Source organism: Streptomyces sp. NPDC101237 (genome assembly GCF_044767465.1).
Classification (GTDB): Bacteria; Actinomycetota; Actinomycetes; order Streptomycetales; family Streptomycetaceae; genus Streptomyces; species Streptomyces gramineus.
The window spans coordinates 149,058-170,106 of the sequence record NZ_JBIWNY010000002.1 but is presented as its reverse complement, the minus strand read 5'-3'; the positions used below and the strand labels follow the sequence as shown (position 1 = coordinate 170,106).

General features: G+C 70.6%; 17 protein-coding genes. 3 read left to right on the top strand and 14 right to left on the bottom strand.

The window, feature by feature from the left end; translation table 11 throughout:
* Positions 1-83 precede the first annotated feature (83 nt).
* Both fahA and ACIRQ9_RS03690 read left to right on the top strand, forming a co-directional pair.
* Complete coding sequence (gene fahA, locus ACIRQ9_RS03695; protein ID WP_404166799.1) at positions 84-1,301, top strand: fumarylacetoacetase; 1,218 nt, start codon at positions 84-86, stop codon at positions 1,299-1,301.
* A 231-nt stretch (positions 1,302-1,532) separates the two neighbouring features.
* Positions 1,533-2,471 (top strand): M56 family metallopeptidase, encoded by a 939-nt coding sequence (locus tag ACIRQ9_RS03690; RefSeq protein ID WP_404166797.1) that lies wholly within the window; start codon positions 1,533-1,535, stop codon positions 2,469-2,471.
* An 82-nt stretch (positions 2,472-2,553) separates the two neighbouring features.
* Here ACIRQ9_RS03690 and recQ read toward each other — a convergent pair whose 3' ends face one another.
* Positions 2,554-4,575, bottom strand: a complete 2,022-nt coding sequence (gene recQ, locus ACIRQ9_RS03685) for a DNA helicase RecQ (RefSeq protein WP_404167510.1) — start codon at positions 4,573-4,575, stop codon at positions 2,554-2,556.
* Between the two features lie 245 nt (positions 4,576-4,820).
* On the opposite strand from recQ, the gene ACIRQ9_RS03680 reads away from it, so the two are divergent.
* On the top strand, positions 4,821-5,342 hold the full coding sequence (locus ACIRQ9_RS03680; protein ID WP_404166795.1) for a hypothetical protein: 522 nt from the start codon (positions 4,821-4,823) through the stop codon (positions 5,340-5,342).
* Between the two features lie 110 nt (positions 5,343-5,452).
* On the opposite strand, the gene nuoN is transcribed toward ACIRQ9_RS03680, so the two are convergent.
* The 13 genes from nuoN to ACIRQ9_RS03615 are packed head-to-tail and all read right to left on the bottom strand — an operon-like array spanning position 5,453 to position 21,036.
* Complete coding sequence (gene nuoN / locus ACIRQ9_RS03675) at positions 5,453-7,102, bottom strand: NADH-quinone oxidoreductase subunit NuoN (RefSeq protein ID WP_404166793.1); 1,650 nt, start codon at positions 7,100-7,102, stop codon at positions 5,453-5,455.
* A complete protein-coding gene (locus ACIRQ9_RS03670) occupies positions 7,099-8,670 on the bottom strand; it encodes an NADH-quinone oxidoreductase subunit M (RefSeq protein ID WP_404166791.1) in 1,572 nt (523 codons plus the stop codon). The genes nuoN and ACIRQ9_RS03670 overlap by 4 nt, the downstream gene beginning before the upstream one ends.
* Positions 8,671-8,675: 5 nt before the next feature.
* The gene (nuoL, locus tag ACIRQ9_RS03665) at positions 8,676-10,571 is read right to left on the bottom strand and encodes an NADH-quinone oxidoreductase subunit L (protein ID WP_404166789.1); all 1,896 of its coding nucleotides are present in this window, start codon (positions 10,569-10,571) and stop codon (positions 8,676-8,678) included.
* Positions 10,572-10,585: 14 nt separating this feature from the next.
* A complete protein-coding gene (nuoK, locus tag ACIRQ9_RS03660; RefSeq protein WP_351318021.1) occupies positions 10,586-10,885 on the bottom strand; it encodes an NADH-quinone oxidoreductase subunit NuoK in 300 nt (99 codons plus the stop codon).
* On the bottom strand, positions 10,882-11,724 hold the full coding sequence (locus ACIRQ9_RS03655; protein WP_404166787.1) for an NADH-quinone oxidoreductase subunit J: 843 nt from the start codon (positions 11,722-11,724) through the stop codon (positions 10,882-10,884). The genes nuoK and ACIRQ9_RS03655 overlap by 4 nt, the downstream gene beginning before the upstream one ends.
* Positions 11,724-12,326: an NADH-quinone oxidoreductase subunit NuoI gene (gene nuoI / locus ACIRQ9_RS03650; protein ID WP_404166785.1), complete on the bottom strand. Its 603-nt coding sequence runs from the start codon at positions 12,324-12,326 to the stop codon at positions 11,724-11,726. The genes ACIRQ9_RS03655 and nuoI overlap by 1 nt, the downstream gene beginning before the upstream one ends.
* Complete coding sequence (gene nuoH / locus ACIRQ9_RS03645) at positions 12,319-13,689, bottom strand: NADH-quinone oxidoreductase subunit NuoH (protein WP_404166783.1); 1,371 nt, start codon at positions 13,687-13,689, stop codon at positions 12,319-12,321. The genes nuoI and nuoH overlap by 8 nt, the downstream gene beginning before the upstream one ends.
* Entirely contained in the window at positions 13,686-16,190 is a 2,505-nt protein-coding gene (locus ACIRQ9_RS03640) for an NADH-quinone oxidoreductase subunit G (RefSeq protein WP_404166781.1), read from the bottom strand. Before ACIRQ9_RS03640 ends, nuoH begins: the two co-directional genes overlap by 4 nt.
* A complete protein-coding gene (gene nuoF, locus ACIRQ9_RS03635) occupies positions 16,187-17,533 on the bottom strand; it encodes an NADH-quinone oxidoreductase subunit NuoF (RefSeq protein WP_390633106.1) in 1,347 nt (448 codons plus the stop codon). Before nuoF ends, ACIRQ9_RS03640 begins: the two co-directional genes overlap by 4 nt.
* A complete protein-coding gene (gene nuoE, locus ACIRQ9_RS03630; RefSeq protein ID WP_404166779.1) occupies positions 17,533-18,399 on the bottom strand; it encodes an NADH-quinone oxidoreductase subunit NuoE in 867 nt (288 codons plus the stop codon). The genes nuoF and nuoE overlap by 1 nt, the downstream gene beginning before the upstream one ends.
* Positions 18,396-19,736 carry an NADH-quinone oxidoreductase subunit D gene (locus ACIRQ9_RS03625; RefSeq protein ID WP_404166777.1) on the bottom strand — a complete coding sequence of 447 codons (1,341 nt, stop codon included), beginning with the start codon at positions 19,734-19,736 and terminating at the stop codon, positions 18,396-18,398. The genes nuoE and ACIRQ9_RS03625 overlap by 4 nt, the downstream gene beginning before the upstream one ends.
* Complete coding sequence (locus ACIRQ9_RS03620) at positions 19,733-20,485, bottom strand: NADH-quinone oxidoreductase subunit C (protein WP_404166775.1); 753 nt, start codon at positions 20,483-20,485, stop codon at positions 19,733-19,735. Before ACIRQ9_RS03620 ends, ACIRQ9_RS03625 begins: the two co-directional genes overlap by 4 nt.
* On the bottom strand, positions 20,482-21,036 hold the full coding sequence (locus ACIRQ9_RS03615; protein ID WP_351318004.1) for an NADH-quinone oxidoreductase subunit B family protein: 555 nt from the start codon (positions 21,034-21,036) through the stop codon (positions 20,482-20,484). The genes ACIRQ9_RS03620 and ACIRQ9_RS03615 overlap by 4 nt, the downstream gene beginning before the upstream one ends.
* Positions 21,037-21,049 lie beyond the last annotated feature (13 nt).

The window sequence follows — 21,049 nt, the reverse complement described above, 5'->3', positions numbered from 1 at the left end:
CCGCGCGACGTCGGAACGGCGTCACCACACAGTCGGCCAGGCGCGGCACGGATGAGAGCGAGGCAGCCACCCCCATGCCCCCCTTGCCCCCTTTCGAGGTCCCCGAGGGTGACCCCTTCGGCCCGCACAATCTTCCGTACGGCGTGTTCTCGACCTCCGAGAGCACGGAACGGAGGGTCGGCGTCCGCCTCGGAGACCACGTCCTGGATGCCGGTGCCGCGGCTCTCGCGCTCGGCTCCCCCTACGCCACGCTGCTGGCCCGTCCGACCCTCAACCCGCTGCTGGCCGCGGGCCGCACCACCTGGTCGGACGTCCGGCGCGCCCTGACCGCATGGGTGACCGTGCCCGCCCACCGCGAGGTGCTCGAACCGCTCTTCCACCCGCTGCCGGCGGTGACCCTGCACCTCCCCTTCGAGGTCGCCGACTACGTCGACTTCTACGCCTCGGAGAACCACGCCCGTAACGCCGGCCGCATCTTCCGCCCCGACGCCGCCGATCCGCTCACCCCCAACTGGAAGCATCTGCCGATCGGTTACCACGGCCGCGCGGGCACGGTCGTGGTGTCGGGAACGGATGTCGTACGGCCCTCCGGCCAGCGCAAGACGTCCCCGGACCCGGCGGAGGCACCGGTGTTCGGGCCCAGCGTCCGGCTGGACATCGAGGCGGAGGTCGGCTTCGTCGTCGGCGCGCCGTCGGAGCAGGGGCGGCCGGTGCCGCTCGGCGACTACCGCGAGCACGTGTTCGGGCTGACCCTTCTGAACGACTGGTCCGCGCGCGACATCCAGGCCTGGGAGTACGTCCCGCTCGGCCCCTTCCTCGGCAAGTCGTTCGCCACCTCGGTCTCGGCGTGGATCACGCCGCTGGACGCGCTGGAGGACGCCCGCGTCGCCCCGCCCGCGCGGACCCACCCGCTGCTGCCGTACCTCGACGACAGCGCCGAGGAACCCGCGGGCTACGACCTGCGGATGTCGATCGCGATCAACGGCAACGTGGTCTCCGAGCCGCCGTTCTCCACCATGTACTGGACCGCCGCCCAGCAACTCGCCCATCTGACCGTCAACGGCGCCTCGTTGCGCACCGGCGACCTGTACGGCTCCGGCACGGTGAGCGGCGCGGAACCCGCGCAGCGCGGTTCGCTGCTGGAGCTCACCTGGAACGGACGGGATCCGCTCGAACTCCCGGACGGCAAGCGGACGTACCTGGAGGACGGTGACGTGGTGACGATGTCCGCGTGGGCTCCGGGACCGGGCGGCGTCCGGGTGGGGCTCGGGGACGTCAGCGGGCGGATCGTCGCCGGGTGAGGGCGGGGTGTGACGAGGAGACCCGGATCCTCGTCGATGCCTGACTCGGGACTCCCGGTGCCGTCATACTGACGGGACACGCACCATGGCGATGCGCCCGCACGCGCACCATGCGAGGCGACGGCGCACCTGTCACGTGATGCGCCGGCGTACGCACTCCGTCGCGCAACGGCGCATCACCCCAGCACCACGCCACCCGCACACCCCTCGACCGGGAAACGGAGCCTCGGCATGACTGTCTGCCTGCTCCTGCTGAGCGTCGTCGCCCTGACGGCCGCGGTGCCCGCGCCGCGCGCGCTGGTGCGGGCCCTGTGGCCGGAACGGGAACCGGTGGTCGCGCTGTGGGTGTGGCAGTGCCTGGTCGCCACGGTGCTGATGTGCTGCCTGACCGCGCTCGTCCTGGGCGCGGCGGCCGTCTTCCACACCGTGCGCGACCGGGTGTTCGCGCCGGCGCCACCGGCGGTCACCGCCGCCTACGACCTGTCCGCCGCGCCGGCGTGGGCGGACGCCCTCACGGTGCTGCTCGCCTGCGGCGCCGCGTGGACGACGGCGATGCTCGCCCGCGAACTGGTCGAAGCCCGGCGGCGGCGCGGCCAGACCCGCGCGCACCTGCGTGAACGGGCCCCGGAACTGCCGGCCGGGCTGCCGGCCGCGCGCGGGCCGATGCTGGTGCTGGAGGACGAGTACCCGGACGCCTGGTGGATGCCCGGGCATCCGGCGCAGCTGGTCGTGACGACCGGGGCGCTGCACCGCCTCACCGACCACCAGCTCGACGCCGTGCTCACCCATGAGCGTGGCCACGCCCGCGCCCACCACGACTGGCTGCTCCACCTGTCCAGCGCGCTGGCCACGGGCTTCCCGCGCGTGCCGTTGTTCTCCCACTTCTGCGACCAGACCCACCGGCTCGTCGAACTCGCCGCCGACGACGCGGCGTCCCGCCGCTGCGGCCACCTCACCACGGCGCTGGCTCTGATCGAACTGAACCAGCACCGCGGTGTGCTGTCCTGCGCGTCCAGCCGGCGGCTGCTCGGCGAGCGGGTCGACCGGCTCCTGGAGCCGCCGCCGCGGCTGCTGCGCCGTCAGCGGGCCCTGACGACGACCGTGGCCGCGCTCGTCCCTCTCCTCCCGCTGCTGATCACCTTCGCCCCGGGCCTGACAGCGCTCGGCTGACCCTGCGGGGCCGCGCCGCCCGGACCGCCTTCTCCGCGGGGAACTCGGGACGGGCGCCGGCCCACCGGGCGGCCGGACCGGCCTACTCCCAGTCCTCCGGTTCCGGCTCGGCGTCCAGCTCGGGCCAGTGGTCCTCGTGCTCGGTGGCGGCGGCCGCGGGGGTCTCGGCGGCCGAGGCCGCGGGTGTCCTCAGCGAGGCCAGCACGCCGAGCACGCCTTCCCCGTAGGTCAGGAGCTTCTTCTCACCGACGCCGCCGACGGTGCCCAGTTCGGCGACCGACTCGGGCCAGCGGCCGACGATCTCCCTCAGGGTCGCGTCGTGGAAGATCACGTACGCCGGGACGCCCTGTTCGCGGGCCTGTTCGGCGCGCCAGGCGCGCAGCGCCTCGAAGGCGGGGAGCAGGTCGTCGGGCAGCTCCGCCACCGCCGCCTTCGCCTTGCCCTTGCCTCCGGACCCGGACGATCCGGAGGACCGGGAGACCACCGGCTTCTTCGGCTCCTTGCGGAGCGGAACCTCCCGCTCGCGCCGCAGCACCGTCCCGCTGGCCTCGGTGAGCACCAGCGTGCCGTACTCGCCCTCGACGGCCAGCAGCCCCTGGGCGAGCAGCTGCCGTACGACGCCACGCCATTCGCCCTCGTCGAGGTCGGTGCCGATACCGAAGACGGACAGCTGGTCGTGGTCGAACTGGATGACCTTGGCGGTGCGCTTGCCGAGCAGGATGTCGACGATCTGGAGGGCGCCGAACTTCTGCCCGCGTTCGCGCTGCAGCCGTACCACCGTGGACAGGACCTTCTGGGCGGCCACGGTGCCGTCCCAGGTCTCCGGCGGAGCAAGGCAGGTGTCGCAGTTGCCGCAGCCCTCCGCGGTGGGCTCCTGACCGAAGTACTTGAGCAGCTGCCCGCGGCGGCACTGGGCGGTCTCGCACAGGGCGAGCATCGAGTCCAGGTGGGACTGGGCGCGCCGCCGGAACGCCTCGTCGCCCTCGCCGGACTGGATCAGTTTGCGCTGCTGCACGACGTCGTTGAGGCCGTAGGCCATCCACGCGGTGGAGGGCAGGCCGTCACGGCCGGCGCGGCCGGTCTCCTGGTAGTAGCCCTCGACGGACTTGGGCAGGTCGAGGTGGGCGACGAACCGGACGTCGGGTTTGTCGATGCCCATGCCGAAGGCGATGGTGGCGACCACGACCAGGCCGTCCTCGCGCAGGAAGCGGGACTGGTGGGCCGCGCGGGTGGCCGCGTCCAGGCCGGCGTGGTAGGGGACGGCGTCGACGCCGTTGCGGGAGAGGAATTCGGCCGTGGACTCGACCGACTTCCGGGACAGGCAGTAGACGATGCCCGCGTCGCCCTCGTGTTCCTGGCGGAGGTAGGTGAGCAGCTGCTTCTTGGGGTCGGCCTTGGGGACGATCCGGTACTGGATGTTGGGCCGGTCGAAGCTGGCCTCGAAGTGCCGGGCGGCCGGCATGTGCAGGCGCTGGGTGATCTCCTGGTGGGTCGCGCGGGTGGCGGTCGCCGTCAGCGCGATGCGCGGGACGTCCGGCCAGCGTTCGCCGAGGAGGGAGAGGGCGAGGTAGTCCGGGCGGAAGTCGTGGCCCCACTGGGAGACGCAGTGCGCCTCGTCGATCGCGAAGAGGGAGACCTTGCCGCGGGCCAGCAGGTCCAGCGTGGAGTCCAGGCGCAGCCGCTCCGGCGCCAGGTAGAGCAGGTCGAGCTCACCGGCCAGGAACTGGGCCTCGACCACGCGCCGCTCGTCGAAGTCCTGGGTGGAGTTCACGAAGCCCGCGTTCACGCCGAGGGCGCGCAGGGCGTCCACCTGGTCCTGCATGAGCGCGATGAGTGGCGAGACCACGATGCCCGTACCAGGTCTGACCAGGGCCGGGATCTGGTAGCACAGCGACTTTCCGCCGCCGGTGGGCATGAGGACCACGGCGTCCCCGCCGGCCACCACATGCTCGATGATCGCTTGCTGCTCGCCCCGGAAGGCGTCGTACCCGAAGACCTTGTGGAGCGTGGCCAGTGCCTCGCTGTCCGTCGGTCCGGGCGTCTGCCGCGCTTCCGGCGGCTCGGTCGTCCCTGGCATCTCGTCGGTTCCGCCCGTCGCGCCCATCGTCGTGTCCCCCGTACGTCGTCCCTCGACCACTGCCTCCACGATAGGGGCTCGGACCGACAGCGCCGGAGTTGTCCACAGGGCCGCCCGCCGCCTCGGGCCGGTGGAGCCCTCAGCCCTTTGGCCGTCCTCGCGTGGCGGCCCCGAAGCGGCGCGGGCCATGCTGCACGGGCGGGACCGGGCAGGCCCGCGCTGTACGGAGGCACCGCACCAGCGTGTCTCCTCCGCCCCCTAGGAGCAGCACGATGTCTCTCAGGTCCCGCACCGTCGGCGCCGTCCTGGCGCTGGGTGTGCCGTTCGCTCTGGCCGCGGTTCCCGCCGACGCGGCTCCCGTCCCCGAGGCCGACCCGTTCGTGTGGACGGATCTGACCCCGACGTACACGGCGACCACGGACTACCAGTACGAACCGTTCGCGGTCACGGACGGGTACGCGCCCCTCGGCGCGTGCGCGCGGGACACCGTGACGGGCGAGGGAGGCGCGGGCCTGCACTACGTGAACCCCGCGAACATCGGCAGCCTCGACCCGGCCGCGCCCGCGGGCCTGCTCTACGAGAGCGACGGCGACGGCGCCCGGGCCCTGGTCGGGGTGGAGTGGATCGTGCGCGCCGACGCGGGCACCGGCGCGCCGACGCTGTTCGGGCAGACGTTCCAGGGTCCGGCGAACCTGGAGGGCGTGGGATCGGTGTACACGCTGCACGCCTGGATCTGGAAGGACAACCCGAGCGGCCTGTTCGCGCCGTGGAACCCGACGGTGACGTGCTCGTAGCCGGTGCCGGCGGGCCTGTGGCGCGCGGCCGCCCGGCCCCGGGGCCGTCCGCACGCGCGTGGGCCCCGGTTCCTCGGAAGGAACCGGGGCCCACGGCCGCACCGGGGCGGTCAGCGCACGAAGACTCCCGCCTGGCTCGCCAGGTCAAGGAAGTACTGCGGGGCCACGCCGAGCACCAGCGTGACCGCGACGCCGATGCCGATCGCCGCCATGGTCAGCGGTGACGGGACGGCGACGGTGGGCCCGTCGGGCCTGGGCTCGCTGAAGAACATCAGCACGATCACGCGGATGTAGAAGAACGCGGCGATCGCCGACGAGATCACACCGACGACGACCAGCGGGGCCGCCCCGCCCTCCGCCGCCGCCTTGAACACGGCGAACTTCCCGGCGAAGCCCGAGGTCAGCGGGATGCCCGCGAAGGCCAGCAGGAACACCGCGAAGACGGCCGCGACCAGCGGTGAGCGGCGGCCGAGACCGGCCCACTTGGACAGGTGGGTGGCCTCGCCGCCGGCGTCGCGCACCAGGGTCACCACGGCGAAGGCGCCGATGGTCACGAAGGAGTAGCCGGCCAGGTAGAACAGCACGGACGAGACGCCGTCCTTCGAGGTCGCGATGACACCGGCCAGGATGAATCCGGCGTGCGCGATCGACGAGTAGGCGAGCAGCCGCTTGATGTCGGTCTGGGTGATCGCGACGATCGCGCCGCCCAGCATGGTGATGATCGCGACGGCCCACATGACCGGTCGCCAGTCCCAGCGCAGACCGGGCAGGACGACGTACAGCAGCCGCAGCAGCGCGCCGAACGCGGCCACCTTGGTCGCCGCGGCCATGAAGCCGGTCACCGGGGTGGGCGCGCCCTGGTAGACGTCGGGCGTCCACATGTGGAAGGGCACCGCGCCGACCTTGAAGAGCAGGCCCATGACGACCATGGCGGTGCCGATCAGGAGCAGGGCGTCGTTGCCCATGGTGTCGGCGAGGGCCGGGTCGACGCTGCCGACGGTGCCGTCGACGACCCGGGAGATCGTCCCGTAGGAGACCGAGCCGGCGTAGCCGTACAGCAGGGCGATGCCGAACAGGGTGAACGCGGAGGCGAAGGCACCCAGCAGGAAGTACTTGACCGCGGCTTCCTGGGACATCAGGCGCTTGCGGCGGGCCAGAGCGCACATCAGGTAGAGCGGGAGGGAGAAGACCTCCAGGGCCACGAAGAGCGTCAGCAGGTCGTTGGCCGAGGGGAACACCAGCATGCCGGCGATCGCGAAGAGGAGCAGCGGGAAGACCTCGGTGGTGGTGAAGCCCGCCTTCACCGCGGCCTGCTCGCTGTCGCTGCCGGGCACCGAGGCGGCCTGTGCGGCGAAGGAGTCGACGCGGTTGCCGTGCGCGGCCGGGTCGAGGCGCCGCTCCGCGAAGGTGAACAGGGCGAGCAGGCCGGCCAGCAGGATCGTGCCCTGGAGGAACAGGGACGGTCCGTCGACGGCGATCGCGCCCATCGCGGCGATGTGCGCCTTGGTGGTGCCGAAACCGTCCGCGGCCAGGGCGACGACCGCCGCGAAGGCGGCGCACAGCGCCACCGCGGAGACGAAGACCTGCGCGTAGTAGCGGGACTTGCGCGGCACGAACGCCTCGACGAGCACCCCGACGATCGCCGCGCCGAGCACGATCAGGGTGGGGGACAATTGTCCGTATTCGATCTTCGGCGCGTCGATCTTCGCGATCGGCTCCGCCGCGGTTGTCCACAGGCTGTGGACGGCTGCTGCGCTCACTTGGCCGCCTCCACTGCGGGCTTCGGGTCGGTCTTGTGTACGTCCGACATGGTCTGCTTGACCGCCGGGTTGACGATGTCCGTGACGGGCTTCGGATAGACGCCCAGGAAGATCAGCAGGACGATCAGCGGCGTGACGACCAGCAGCTCACGCGCGCGTAGGTCGGGCATCGCCGAGACCTCCGGTTTCACCGGGCCCGTCATCGTCCGCTGGTACAGGACGAGGGTGTAGAGCGCGGCGAGGACGATGCCGAGGGTGGCGACGATGCCGAGGGCCGGGTAGCGCGTGAACGTGCCGACCAGGACCAGGAACTCGCTCACGAAGGGGGCGAGCCCCGGCAGCGACAGGGTGGCGAGGCCGCCGATCAGGAAGGTGCCGGCGAGCACCGGGGCGACCTTCTGCACCCCGCCGTAGTCGGCGATGAGGCGCGAGCCGCGCCGCGAGATCAGGAAGCCGGCGACCAGCATCAGCGCGGCGGTGGAGATGCCGTGGTTGACCATGTACAGCGTGGCGCCGGACTGGCCCTGGCTGGTCATCGCGAAGATGCCCAGGATGATGAAGCCGAAGTGCGAGATGGACGCGTAGGCGACCAGCCGCTTGATGTCCCGCTGGCCGACGGCGAGCAGCGCGCCGTAGATGATGCTGATCACGGCGAGGACGAGGATGACGGGGGTCGCCCACTTCGAGGCCTCGGGGAAGAGCTGGAGGCAGAAGCGGAGCATCGCGAACGTGCCCACCTTGTCGACGACCGCCGTGATGAGCACGGCGACCGGGGTGGTGGACTCCTGCATGGCGTTGGGCAGCCAGGTGTGCAGCGGCCACAGCGGAGCCTTCACCGCGAAGGCGAAGAAGAAGCCGAGGAACAGCCAGCGTTCGGTGCTGGTCGCCATGTGCAGCGAGCCGTTCGCGCGGGCCTGCGCGATCTCCGCGAGGGAGAAGTTCCCGGCGACCACGTAGAGGCCGATCACCGCGGCCAGCATGATCAGGCCGCCGACCAGGTTGTAGAGCAGGAACTTCACGGCGGCGTAGGACCGCTGGGCCGCCGCGTTCTCGTCGGAGCCGGAGTGGGCCCGGTCCCCGAAGCCGCCGATGAGGAAGTACATCGGGATCAGCATGGCTTCGAAGAAGATGTAGAAGAGGAAGACGTCGGTGGCCTCGAAGGAGATGATCACCATCGCCTCGACGGCCAGGATCAGGGCGAAGAAGCCCTGTGTCGGCCGCCACCGCTTGCTGCCGGTCTCCAGCGGGTCGGCGTCGTGCCAGCCCGCGAGGACGATGAACGGGATCAGCAGGGCGGTCAGCGCGATCAGGGCGACCGCGATGCCGTCGACGCCCAGTTCGTAGCGGACGCCGAAGTCCGAGATCCAGGCGTGGGACTCGGTGAGCTGGTAGCGGGCGCCGTCCGGGTCGAAGCGGACCAGGACGACGACCGCGAGGGCCAGGGTGGCGAGCGAGACCAGCAGCGTGAGCCATTTGGCGGCGGTGCGCCGGGCGGCCGGTACGGCGGCCGTGGCGACCGCCCCGACGGCGGGGAGCACCGCCGTCGCTGTCAGCAGAGGAAAGGACATCGGTATCAGACCGCCCTCATCAGCAGGGTCGCGGCGACCAGGAGGGCGGCGCCGCCGAACATCGAGACCGCGTACGAGCGCGCGTAGCCGTTCTGGAGCTTGCGCAGCCGGCCGGACAGTCCGCCGAAGCCCGCCGCCGTGCCGTTGACGACCCCGTCGACCAGGGTGTGGTCGACGTAGACCAGGGAGCGGGTGAGGTGTTCGCCGCCGCGGACCAGCACGACGTGGTTGAAGTCGTCCTGGAGGAGGTCGCGGCGGGCCGCGCGGGTGAGCAGCGAACCGCGCGGGGCGACGGCCGGGACGGCCCGGCGGCCGTACTGGAGCCAGGCGATGCCGACGCCGATGACCAGGCACACCATGGTGGCGCCGGTGACGGTGGCCGCGCTCAGCGGGGAGTCGCCCTCGCTGTGGCCGGTGACCGGCTCCAGCCAGTGCAGGAAGCGGTCGCCGATGCTGAAGAACGCGCCGCCGAAGACCGAGCCGATCGCCAGCACGATCATCGGGATCGTCATGGACTTCGGGGACTCGTGCGGGTGCGGCTCGTGGCCGTGCTCGTCCGGCTGCCAGCGCTTCTCGCCGAAGAACGTCATCAGCATCACGCGGGTCATGTAGAACGCGGTGATGGCCGCGCCGAGCAGGGCGCAGGCGCCGAGGATCCAGCCCTCGGTGCCGCCCTTGGCGAACGCCGCCTCGATGATCTTGTCCTTGGAGAAGAAGCCGGACAGGCCCGGGAAGCCGATGATCGCGAGGTAGCCGAGGCCGAAGGTGATGAAGGTGACCGGCATGTACGTGCGCAGGCCGCCGAACTTGCGCATGTCGACCTCGTCGTTCATGCCGTGCATGACGGAGCCGGCGCCGAGGAACAGTCCGGCCTTGAAGAAGCCGTGCGTCACCAGGTGCATGATCGCGAAGACATAGCCGATCGGGCCGAGGCCGGCGGCCAGCACCATGTAGCCGATCTGCGACATGGTCGAACCGGCCAGCGCCTTCTTGATGTCGTCCTTCGCGCAACCGACGATCGCACCGAACAGGAGCGTGACGGCGCCCACGACGGTGACGACGAGCTGGGCGTCCGGGGCCGCGTTGAAGATCGCTCCGGAGCGGACGATGAGATAGACGCCGGCGGTGACCATGGTCGCCGCGTGGATGAGGGCGGAGACCGGGGTCGGGCCCTCCATGGCGTCCCCGAGCCAGGACTGCAGCGGCACCTGGGCGGACTTGCCGCAGGCGGCGAGCAGCAGCATCAGGCCGATCGCGGTGAGCTTGCCCTCGGAGGCGTCGGTGGCGTGGGTGAGGACCGGGCCGAAGGCGAACGTGCCGAACGTGGTGAACATCAGCATGATCGCGATCGACAGGCCCATGTCGCCGACCCGGTTGACCAGGAAGGCCTTCTTGGCCGCCGTCGCCGCGCTGGGCTTGTGCTGCCAGAAGCCGATCAACAGGTAGGAGGCGAGACCGACGCCCTCCCAGCCGACGTACAGCAGCAGGTAGTTGTCGGCGAGGACGAGCAGCAGCATCGCCGCGAGGAACAGGTTCAGGTAGCCGAAGAAGCGGCGGCGGCGCTCGTCGTGCTCCATGTACCCGATCGAGTACAGGTGGATGAGCGAGCCGACACCGGTGATCAGCAGGACGAACGTCATCGACAGCTGGTCGAGGCGGAAGGCGACGTCCGCCTGGAAGCCCTCCACCGGCACCCAGGTGAACAGGTGCTGCATCAGGGTGCGGTGTTCGGCGTCCTTGCCCAGCAGGCCGGCGAAGAGGATCACGCCAAGCACGAAGGAGGTCGTCGACAGGAGCGTGCCGATCCAGTGGCCCACGCCGTCCAGGCGGCGGCCGCCGACCAGGAGGACGGCCGCTCCGAGCAGGGGCGCCGCGATCAGCAGCGCAATCAGGTTCTCCACGATTCAGCGACCCCTTACAGCTTCATCAGGCTGGCGTCGTCGACCGAGGCCGAGTGGCGGGTACGGAACAGCGACACGATGATCGCGAGCCCGACCACGACCTCCGCGGCGGCGACGACCATCGTGAAGAAGGCGATGATCTGGCCGTCGAGATTGCCGTGCATGCGGGAGAAGACGACGAACGCGAGGTTGCAGGCGTTGAGCATCAGCTCGACGCACATGAAGACGACGATCGCGTTCCGTCTGATCAGCACACCGGTGGCGCCGATCGTGAAAAGCAGGGCGGCGAGATAGAGGTAGTAGACCGGGTTCACTTCGACGCCTCCTCGGGCCGCTTGAGGTTCTCCGGCTCGATCGGGGTCCGCTCCAGCCGTTCCTCGGCGCGCTGTTCCAGGGCCCGCAGGTCGTTCAGGGCCTCCGCGGAGACGTCACGGATCTGGCCGCGGTCGCGCAGCGTCTTGTTGACCGTGAGTTCGGACGGCGTGCCGTCGGGCAGCAGACCGGCGATGTCGACGGCGTTGTGCCGGGCGTAGACGCCGGGGGCGGGCAGCGGCGGCAGGTGCTTGCCGTCGCGGACGCGCTGCTCGGACTGCTCGCGCTGGGTCTTCGCGCGCTCGGTGCGCTCGCGGTGGGTGAGCACCATGGCGCCGACGGCCGCCGTGATGAGCAGGGCGCCGGTGATTTCGAAGGCGAAGACGTACTTGGTGAAGATGAGGGCGGCGAGGCCCTCCACGTTGCCGTTGGCGTTGGCCTGGCCGGTGCCCGCGAAGTTCTTGAGGGAGGCGTTGGCGATGCCCGCGAGGAGCAGGACGCCGAAGCCGACACCGCACAGGAGAGCCAGCCAGCGCTGGCCCTTGATGGTCTCCGTGAGGGAGTCGGCGGCGGTCACGCCGACCAGCATCACCACGAAGAGGAACAGCATCATGATCGCGCCGGTGTAGACGACGATCTGCACGATGCCGAGGAAGTAGGCGCCGTTGGCGAGGTAGAAGACCGCCAGGATGATCATGGTGCCGGCGAGGCAGAGCGCGCTGTGCACGGCCCGCCGCATGAGGATGGTGCCCAGGGCGCCGAGCACCGCGACGGTGCCGAGGACCCAGAACTGGAAGGCCTCGCCGGTGGAGGTGGCGTAGGCGGCGAGCTGCGGACCCATCACGCCTCCACCCCCTCTTCCTCCGGCTTCTCGCCCTTGGAGACGGCCACCTGCTGCACGGTCCCGGGCGCGGCCTCGGTGACCAGGCCCCGGTAGTAGTCCTGTTCGTCGGTGCCAGGGAAGATCGCGTGCGGCGAGTCGACCATGCCCTCTTCGAGACCGGCGAGCAGCTGCTCCTTGGTGTAGATGAGGTTGGCGCGGCTGGTGTCGGCGAGCTCGAACTCGTTGGTCATCGTCAGCGCGCGCGTGGGGCACGCCTCGATGCACAGGCCGCACAGGATGCAGCGGGCGTAGTTGATCTGGTAGACGCGGCCGTAGCGCTCGCCCGGCGAGTAGCGCTCCTCGTCGGTGTTGTCGGCGCCCTCGACGTAGATGGCGTCGGCGGGGCAGGCCCAGGCGCACAGTTCGCACCCGACGCACTTCTCCAGGCCGTCCGGATGGCGGTTGAGCTGGTGCCGTCCGTGGAACCGCGGAGCCGTGGTCTTCTTCTGCTCCGGGTACTGCTCGGTCAGCCGCTTCTTGAACATGGCCTTGAAGGTCACGCCGAAGCCGGCCACGGGGTTCAGGAAACCGGGCTCGGTCTCCTTGGGCTCCTCAGCCATCGGACGCCTCCTTTCCATCCGTAGATCCGTCACTGACAGTGTCCGGCCCACCACTGACAATCAGCTCCCGCTCCCGGCGCGGGCTGCGCCGGGGCACCGGCGGCAACTCCTGTCCGGGCAGCGGCGGCACGGGATATCCGCCTGCCATCGGGTCGAACGCGACCGGCTCGTCGGCAGGTCCCGCCGCGGCCTCCTTGCCGCCCTTGTCGCGGAACATGTCGGCGATGAAGGACAGCAGGAGCAGGGCGAGCACCCCGCCGCCGACGTAGAGGGCGATGTCGGCGAAGTCGTAGTTCTCGTTGCGCAGGGCCCGCACGGTGGCGACGAGCATCAGCCAGACGACCGAGACCGGGATGAGGACCTTCCAGCCGAGCTTCATCAGCTGGTCGTAGCGCACGCGCGGGAGGCTGGCGCGCAGCCAGACGAAGACGAAGAGCAGCACCACGACCTTGGCGACGAACCAGAGCATGGGCCACCAGCCGTGGTTGGCCCCCGCCCAGACGGTGCTGATCGGCCAGGGGGCCCGCCAGCCGCCGAGGAACAGCGTGGTCGACACGGCGGCGACCGTCACCATGTTGACGTACTCGGCGAGCATGAACATCGCGAACTTGATCGACGAGTACTCGGTGTTGAAGCCGCCGACCAGGTCGCCCTCGGACTCCGGCATGTCGAAGGGGGCGCGGTTGGTCTCGCCGACCATGGTGACGACGTAGAGGATGAACGAGACCGGCAGCAGCACGATGTACCAGCGGTCGTGCTGCTGGGCGACGATCGTGGACGTCGACATGGAGCCCGAGTACAGGAACACCGAGGCGAACGAGGCACCCATGGCGATCTCGTAGGAGATCATCTGCGCGCAGGAGCGCAGGCCGCCGAGGAGCGGATAGGTGGATCCGGAGCTCCAGCCGGCCAGCACGATGCCGTAGATGCCGATGGAGGCGACCGCGAGGATGTAGAGCATCGCGATCGGCAGGTCGGTGAGCTGCATCGTGGTGCGGTGGCCGAAGATCGAGATCTCGTTGCCCGCCGGACCGAAGGGGATCACCGCGATGGCCATGAACGCCGGGACGGCCGCGACGATCGGCGCGAGGATGTAGACGACCTTGTCGGCCCGCTTGACGATGAGGTCTTCCTTGAGCATCAGCTTCACGCCGTCGGCCAGCGACTGGAGCATGCCCCAGGGACCGTGCCGGTTGGGGCCGATGCGCAGCTGCATCCAGGCGATGACCTTGCGCTCCATGACGATGGAGACCAGCACGGTCACCATCAGGAAGGCGAAGCAGAAGACCGCCTTGACGACGACCAGCCACCAGGGGTCGCGGCCGAACATGGAGAGGTCTTCAGCAGCGAGGTACGGGGTCATGCCTCCACCTCCTTGGGGGCCTCACCGGCGGTGGCCGCCGGGCCGATGCGGACGAGGGAGCCGGGCAGCGCCCCGGTGTCGGAAGCGACACCGCCGCCCACGGAGTTCAGCGGCAGCCAGACCACGCGGTCGGGCATCTCGGTGATCCTGAGCGGGAGTTCGACGGTGCCGGCCCCCGTGCTGACGGCGACCGGATCGCCGTCGGCGAGGCCGGCCTCGGCTGCGGTCGCGGCGGACAGCCGGGCGTGGGCGGCGTGCCGGGTGCCGGCGAGCGCCTCGTCGCCCTCCTGGAGGACGCCCTGGTCCAGCAGGAGCCGGTGTCCGGCGAGCACGGCCTCTCCGGCCGCCGGGCGCGGCAGCGGTGCGGCCGTCTCCCGCGGTTCGGAGGCCTTTGGGCCGTCCCAGCCGCCGAGCCGGTCCAGTTCCGCGCGCGTGGTGCGCAGGTCGGGCAGGCCGAGGTGGACGTCCATGGCGTCGGCGAGCATCTGCAGCACGCGCGCGTCGGTGGGCGCCAGCCGCCGGGTCATCTGCTCGGGCTTGAGCGCGGCCTCGAAGAGCCGCACCCTGCCTTCCCAGTTGAGGAAGGTGCCGGCCTTCTCGGCGACGGCGGCGACCGGCAGGACGACGTCGGCGCGCTCGGTGACCTCGCTGGGCCGCAGCTCCAGCGAGACCAGGAAGCCGACGGCTTCGAGCGCCGCACGCGCGCGCGTGGGGTCGGGCAGGTCGGTGACCTCGACGCCGGCGACCACCAGCGCGGAGATTTCGCCTCGTGCTGCCGCCTCGACGATCTGGCCGGTGTCGCGGCCGTAGCGGAGCGGCAGTTCGGCCACGCCCCAGACGGCGGCGACCTCGTCACGCGCGCGCGGGTCGGTGGCCGGACGGCCGCCGGGCAGCAGCGACGGCAGGGCGCCCGCCTCGATCGCGCCGCGCTCACCGGACCGGCGCGGGATCCACACCAGCTGGGCGCCGGTGGCGGTGGCGGCCCGTACGGCGGCGGTCAGGCCGCCGACGACCGACGCCAGCCGCTCGCCCACGACGATGACCGCGCCCTCGGCGCGCAGCGCCTGAGCGGCCTGCGTGCCGGGCTCCTCCAGGCCGACGCCGCCGGCGAGCGCGTCGAGCCATTCGGTCTCGGTTCCCGGCGCGGCCGGCAGCAGCGTGCCGCCGGCCTTCTCCAGGCCGCGGGTGGCGTGCGTGGCGAGCGAGAACACCCTCTGCCCGCGCTTGCGCGAGGCCTTGCGCAGCCGCAGGAAGACGCCGGGCGCCTCCTCCTCCGACTCGAACCCGACCAGCAGGACGGCGGGCGCCTGTTCCAGCGAGGTGTAGGTGACGCCCTTGCCGTCGAGGTCGCGGCCACGGCCCGCGACCCGGGCGGCCAGGAAGTCGGCCTCCTCGCTGCTGTGCACGCGCGCGCGGAAGTCGATGTCGTTGGTGTCGAGCGCCACGCGCGCGAACTTGCTGTAGGCGTAGGCGTCCTCGACGGTGAGCCGGCCGCCGGTCAGGACGCCGGCCCGGGAGCGGGCCGCGGCCAGTCCGCGGGCGGCCGCGTCGAGCGCCTCCGGCCAGGAGGCCGGTTCGAGCACGCCCTGGGCGTTGCGGACCAGCGGGGTCTCCAGGCGGTCCTTCTGCTGCGCGTACCGGAACGCGAAGCGTCCCTTGTCGCAGATCCACTCCTCGTTGACCTCGGGGTCGTTGGCGGCGAGCCGCCGCATGACCTTGCCGCGCCGGTGGTCGGTGCGGGTGGCGCAGCCGCCGGAGCAGTGCTCGCACACGGACGGCGAGGAGATCAGGTCGAAGGGCCGGGAGCGGAAGCGGTAGGCCGCCGAGGTCAGCGCGCCCACCGGGCAGATCTGGATGGTGTTCCCGGAGAAGTACGACTCGAACGGGTCGCCCTCGCCGGTGCCGACCTGCTGGAGCGCGCCGCGCTCCACGAGTTCGATCATCGGGTCGCCGGCGACCTGGTTGGAGAACCGGGTGCAGCGGGCGCACAGCACGCACCGCTCGCGGTCGAGGAGCACCTGGGTGGAGATCGGGACGGGCTTCTCGTAGGTGCGCTTCTTGCCCTCGAAGCGGGACTCGGCGTTGCCGTGCGACATCGCCTGGTTCTGCAGCGGGCACTCGCCGCCCTTGTCGCAGACCGGGCAGTCCAGCGGGTGGTTGATGAGCAGCAGCTCCATCACGCCGTGCTGGGCCTTCTCGGCGACCGGGGAGGTGAGATGGGTCTTCACCACCATGCCGTCGGTGCAGGTGATCGTGCAGGACGCCATGGGCTTGCGCTGGCCCTCGACCTCGACGATGCACTGGCGGCAGGCGCCGGCCGGGTCGAGCAGGGGGTGGTCGCAGAAGCGCGGGATCTCGATGCCGAGCTGCTCGGCGGCCCGGATGACCAGGGTGCCCTTGGGCACGCTGATCTCCGCGCCGTCGATCGTCAGCGTGACGAGGTCCTGCGGCGGGACCGCCGCCGTTCCCCCCGAGGAGGGGGAACTCGTGGTCACGGTCATGCGTTCACCTCCGGGCGGTCCGCCCAGGCCGTCGACTTGGCCGGGTCGAAGGGGCAGCCCCGGCCCGTGATGTGCTGTTCGTACTCCTCGCGGAAGTACTTCAGTGAGGAGAAGATCGGGGACGCGGCGCCGTCGCCGAGGGCGCAGAACGACTTGCCGTTGATGTTGTCGGCGATGTCGTTCAGCTTGTCGAGGTCGGACATCACGCCCTTGCCGGCCTCGATGTCGCGCAGCAGCTGCACGAGCCAGTAGGTGCCCTCGCGGCAGGGAGTGCATTTGCCGCAGGACTCGTGGGCGTAGAACTCGGTCCAGCGGGTGACGGCGCGCACCACGCAGGTGGTCTCGTCGAAGCACTGGAGGGCCTTGGTGCCGAGCATGGAACCGGCGGCGCCCACTCCCTCGTAGTCCAGGGGGACGTCGAGGTGTTCGTCGGTGAACATGGGCGTCGAGGAGCCGCCCGGCGTCCAGAACTTCAGCCGGTGGCCGGCGCGCATCCCGCCGCTCATGTCGAGGAGCTGGCGCAGGGTGATGCCGAGCGGCGCCTCGTACTGGCCGGGGCTGGTGACGTGGCCGCTGAGCGAATAGAGCGTGAAGCCGGGCGACTTCTCGCTGCCCATCGACCTGAACCAGTCCTTGCCCCGGTGCAGGATCGCGGGAACCGAGGCGATGGACTCGACGTTGTTCACCACGGTGGGGCAGGCGTAGAGACCTTCGACGGCCGGGAAGGGAGGACGCAGTCGCGGCTGGCCGCGGCGGCCTTCGAGCGAGTCGAGCAGCGCCGTCTCCTCACCGCAGATGTAGGCGCCGGCGCCGGCGTGCACGGTGAGGGTCAGGTCGAGCCCGCTGCCGAGGATGTTCTCGCCGAGGAAGCCGGCCTCGTAGGCCTCGCGCACGGCCTCGTGCAGCCGCCGCAGGACGGGGACGACCTCACCGCGCAGGTAGATGAAGGCGTGCGACGACCGGATGGCGTAGCAGGCGATGACGATGCCCTCGATGAGGCTGTGCGGGTTCGCGAACAGGAGCGGGATGTCCTTGCAGGTCCCGGGCTCCGACTCGTCGGCGTTGACCACCAGGTAGTGCGGCTTGCCGTCTCCCTGCGGGATGAACTGCCACTTCATCCCGGTGGGGAATCCCGCGCCGCCGCGGCCGCGGAGTCCGGACTCCTTGACGTAGGCGATCAGGTCGTCCGGGGACATGGCAAGGGCCTTGCGCAGCCCCTCGTATCCGTCGTGGCGCCGGTAGACGTCCAGCGTCCAGGACTCGTCCTCGTCCCAGAAGGCCGACAGCACGGGTGCGAGCAGCTTCTCGGGGCTGGTGTCCTTGAGATCGGGTACCACCGTCATCACTCCCCCTCCTCGGCGACGGGTCCTGCCGGGTGCGACGGGTCGGAGGCCGAGGTCTCCTGCGGTGCGTCGTGGGAACTGAGGTGCTCGGCCGGTGACGGCTCGTGCGGAGTGGGCTGCGTGCGGTCCTGCGGGCCCGGCCGCGGATGGACCACGCGCGCGGGTGCGGCCTCTCCCCTGGACAGGTGGAGTCCCACCAGTGAGGCGGGTCCGGCGCTGCCGCTCTCGGCCACGGCACCGGGCCGCTCGTCGGGGAAGCCGGCCAGGATCCGCGCGGTCTCCTTGAAGGTGCACAGCGTGGCCCCGCGGGTGGGCTCGACGTCCCGGCCCGCGCGCAGGTCGTCGACCAGGCGCCGGGCGCTCGCGGGGGTCTGGTTGTCGAAGAACTCCCAGTTGACCATCACGACCGGTGCGAAATCGCAGGCCGCGTTGCACTCGATGTGCTCCAGGGTGACGCTGCCGTCGTCGGTGGTCTCGCCATTGCCGACACCCAGGTGTTCCTGGAGGGACTCGAAGATGGCGTCGCCGCCCATCACCGCGCACAGGGTGTTGGTGCAGACACCGACCTGGTAGTCGCCGGAGGGCTTGCGCCGGTACATCGTGTAGAAGGTGGCGACCGCGGTGACCTCCGCCGTGGTCAGCTTCAGCACGTCGGCGCAGAACCGCATCCCGGTGCGCGTGACGTGCCCTTCCTCCGACTGCACGAGGTGCAGCAGCGGCAGCAGGGCGGACCGGGAGTCGGGGTAGCGCGCAATGATCTCGCGCGCGTCCGTCTCCAGCCGGGCCCGGACGTCGTCCGGAAACGCGGGCGCGGGCAGCTCGGGCATGCCCAGGCTGACGCCCCGCTCCGAGGAAGAGGTGTTCACCGGTCGACGCCTCCCAGTACCGGGTCGATGGACGCGATGACGACGATGACGTCGGCTACCTGGCCGCCCTCACACATCGCCGCGATGGCCTGCAGGTTGGCGAAGGACGGGTCGCGGAAGTGGACCCGGTAGGGGCGGGTGCCGCCGTCGGAGACGACGTGCGCCCCGAGTTCGCCCTTGGGTGACTCGATGGCCGTGTAGACCTGTCCGGGCGGGACCCGGAAGCCCTCGGTGACCAGCTTGAAGTGGTGGATCAGGGCCTCCATGGAGGTGCCCATGATCTTCTTGATGTGGTCGAGGGAGTTGCCGAGTCCGTCGGGTCCCAGGGCCAGCTGCGCGGGCCAGGCGATCTTCTTGTCGGCGACCATGACCGGTCCGGGCTGGAGCCGGTCCAGGCACTGTTCGACGATCCTGAGCGACTGGCGCATCTCCTCCAGGCGGATCAGGAAACGGCCGTAGGCGTCCGAGGTGTCGGCGACGGCGACGTCGAAGTCGTAGGTCTCGTAGCCGCAGTACGGCTGGGACTTGCGCAGGTCGTGCGGCAGGCCGGTGGCCCGCAGGATCGGGCCGGTGGCGCCGAGGGCCATGCAGCCGGCGAGGTCGAGATAGCCGATGTTCTGCATGCGGCCCTTGAAGACGGGGTTCCCGGTGGCGAGCTTGTCGTACTCGGGGAGGTTCTTCCGCATCTTCTTGACGAACTCGCGGATCTGGTCGACCGCGCCCGGCGGCAGGTCCTGGGCGAGTCCGCCGGGCCGGATGAACGCGTGGTTCATCCGCAGGCCGGTGATCAGTTCGAAGAGGTCGAGAATCATTTCACGATCACGGAATCCGTAGATCATGACCGTGGTGGCGCCCAGTTCCATGCCGCCGGTGGCGATGGCCACCAGGTGCGAGGACATCCGGTTCAGCTCCATCAGGAGCACCCGGATGATCGTGGCGCGGTCGGGTACCTGGTCCTCGATGCCGAGGAGCTTCTCGACGGCGAGACAGTAGGCGGTCTCGTTGAAGAAGGACGTCAGGTAGTCCATGCGCGTGACGAAGGCGGAGCCCTGGGTCCACGTGCGGTACTCGAGGTTCTTCTCGATGCCGGTGTGCAGGTAGCCGACGCCGCAGCGGGTCTCGGTGACGGTCTCGCCGTCGATCTCCAGGATCAGCCGGAGCACTCCATGGGTGGAGGGGTGCTGGGGACCCATGTTGACGACGATGCGTTCGTCGTCGGCGCGGGCCGCGGACTGGACGATCTCGTCCCAGTCGCCACCGGTGACCGTGTAGACGGTGCCCTCGGTGGTCTCGCGTGCCGCGGCGGCGGCCGCGGCGGATGCTGACTGTGTGCTCACGAGTACGACCTCCGCTGGTCCGGAGCCGGGATCTGGGCGCCCTTGTACTCGACGGGGATGCCGCCGAGGGGGTAGTCCTTGCGCTGCGGATGGCCCTGCCAGTCGTCGGGCATGAGGATCCGGGTCAGGGCCGGGTGACCGTCGAAGACGATCCCGAAGAAGTCGTAGGTCTCCCGCTCGTGCCAGTCGTTGGTCGGATAGACGGAGACCAGGGACGGGATGTGCGGGTCGGCGTCGGGGGCGCTGACCTCCAGGCGGATCACCCGGTTGTGGGTGATCGAGCGCAGGTGGTAGACGGCGTGCAGCTCGCGGCCCTTGTCGTGGAGGTAGTGCACGCCGCTGACGCCGGTGCACAGTTCGAACCGGAGGGCGGGGTCGTCGCGCAGGGTGCGGGCGACGCGCAGCAGGTGCTCGCGCTCGATGTGGAAGGTGACCTCGCCGCGGTCCACGACCGTCTTCTCGATGGCGTTGGCGGGCAGCAGTCCCTGTTCCTCCAGGGCGCCCTCCAGTTCGTCGGCGACCTCGTCGAACCAGCCGCCGTAGGGGCGCGCCGCCGGTCCGGGGAGGCGGACCGAGCGGACCAGGCCTCCGTAGCCGGAGGTGTCGCCGCCGTTGTTGGCGCCGAACATGCCGCGCTGGACGCGGATCTCCTCGCCGCCCTGGCCGCGCTGGCCGCGCTGGCCGGGAAGGTTGTCGGCGGCGAGGTCCTTCTCGGGGTTGGCCCCGTCGTGACCGTTCGCGTCACTCACCGCAGCAGCCCCTTCATCTCGATCGTGGGCAGCGCCTTGAGCGCCGCCTCCTCCGCCTCGCGGGCCGCTTCCTTCGCGTTCACGCCGAGCTTGCCGTTCTGGATCTTCTGGTGGAGCTTGAGGATCGCGTCCAGCAGCATCTCGGGGCGGGGCGGGCAGCCGGGCAGGTAGATGTCGACCGGGACGATGTGGTCGACGCCCTGGACGATGGCGTAGTTGTTGAACATGCCGCCCGAGGAGGCGCAGACGCCCATGGAGATCACCCACTTGGGGTTGGGCATCTGGTCGTAGACCTGCCGCAGGACGGGCGCCATCTTCTGGCTGACCCGGCCGGCGACGATCATCAGGTCGGCCTGGCGCGGTGAGCCGCGGAAGACCTCCATGCCGAACCGCGCCAGGTCGTACCGGCCCGCTCCCGCCGTCATCATTTCGAAGGCGCAGCAGGCGAGGCCGAAGGTGGCGGGGAAGACGGACGCCTTGCGCACCCAGCCCGCGGCCTGCTCGACGGTGGTCAGCAGGAATCCGCTCGGCAGCTTTTCTTCGAGTCCCATGACTTAAAAGCCC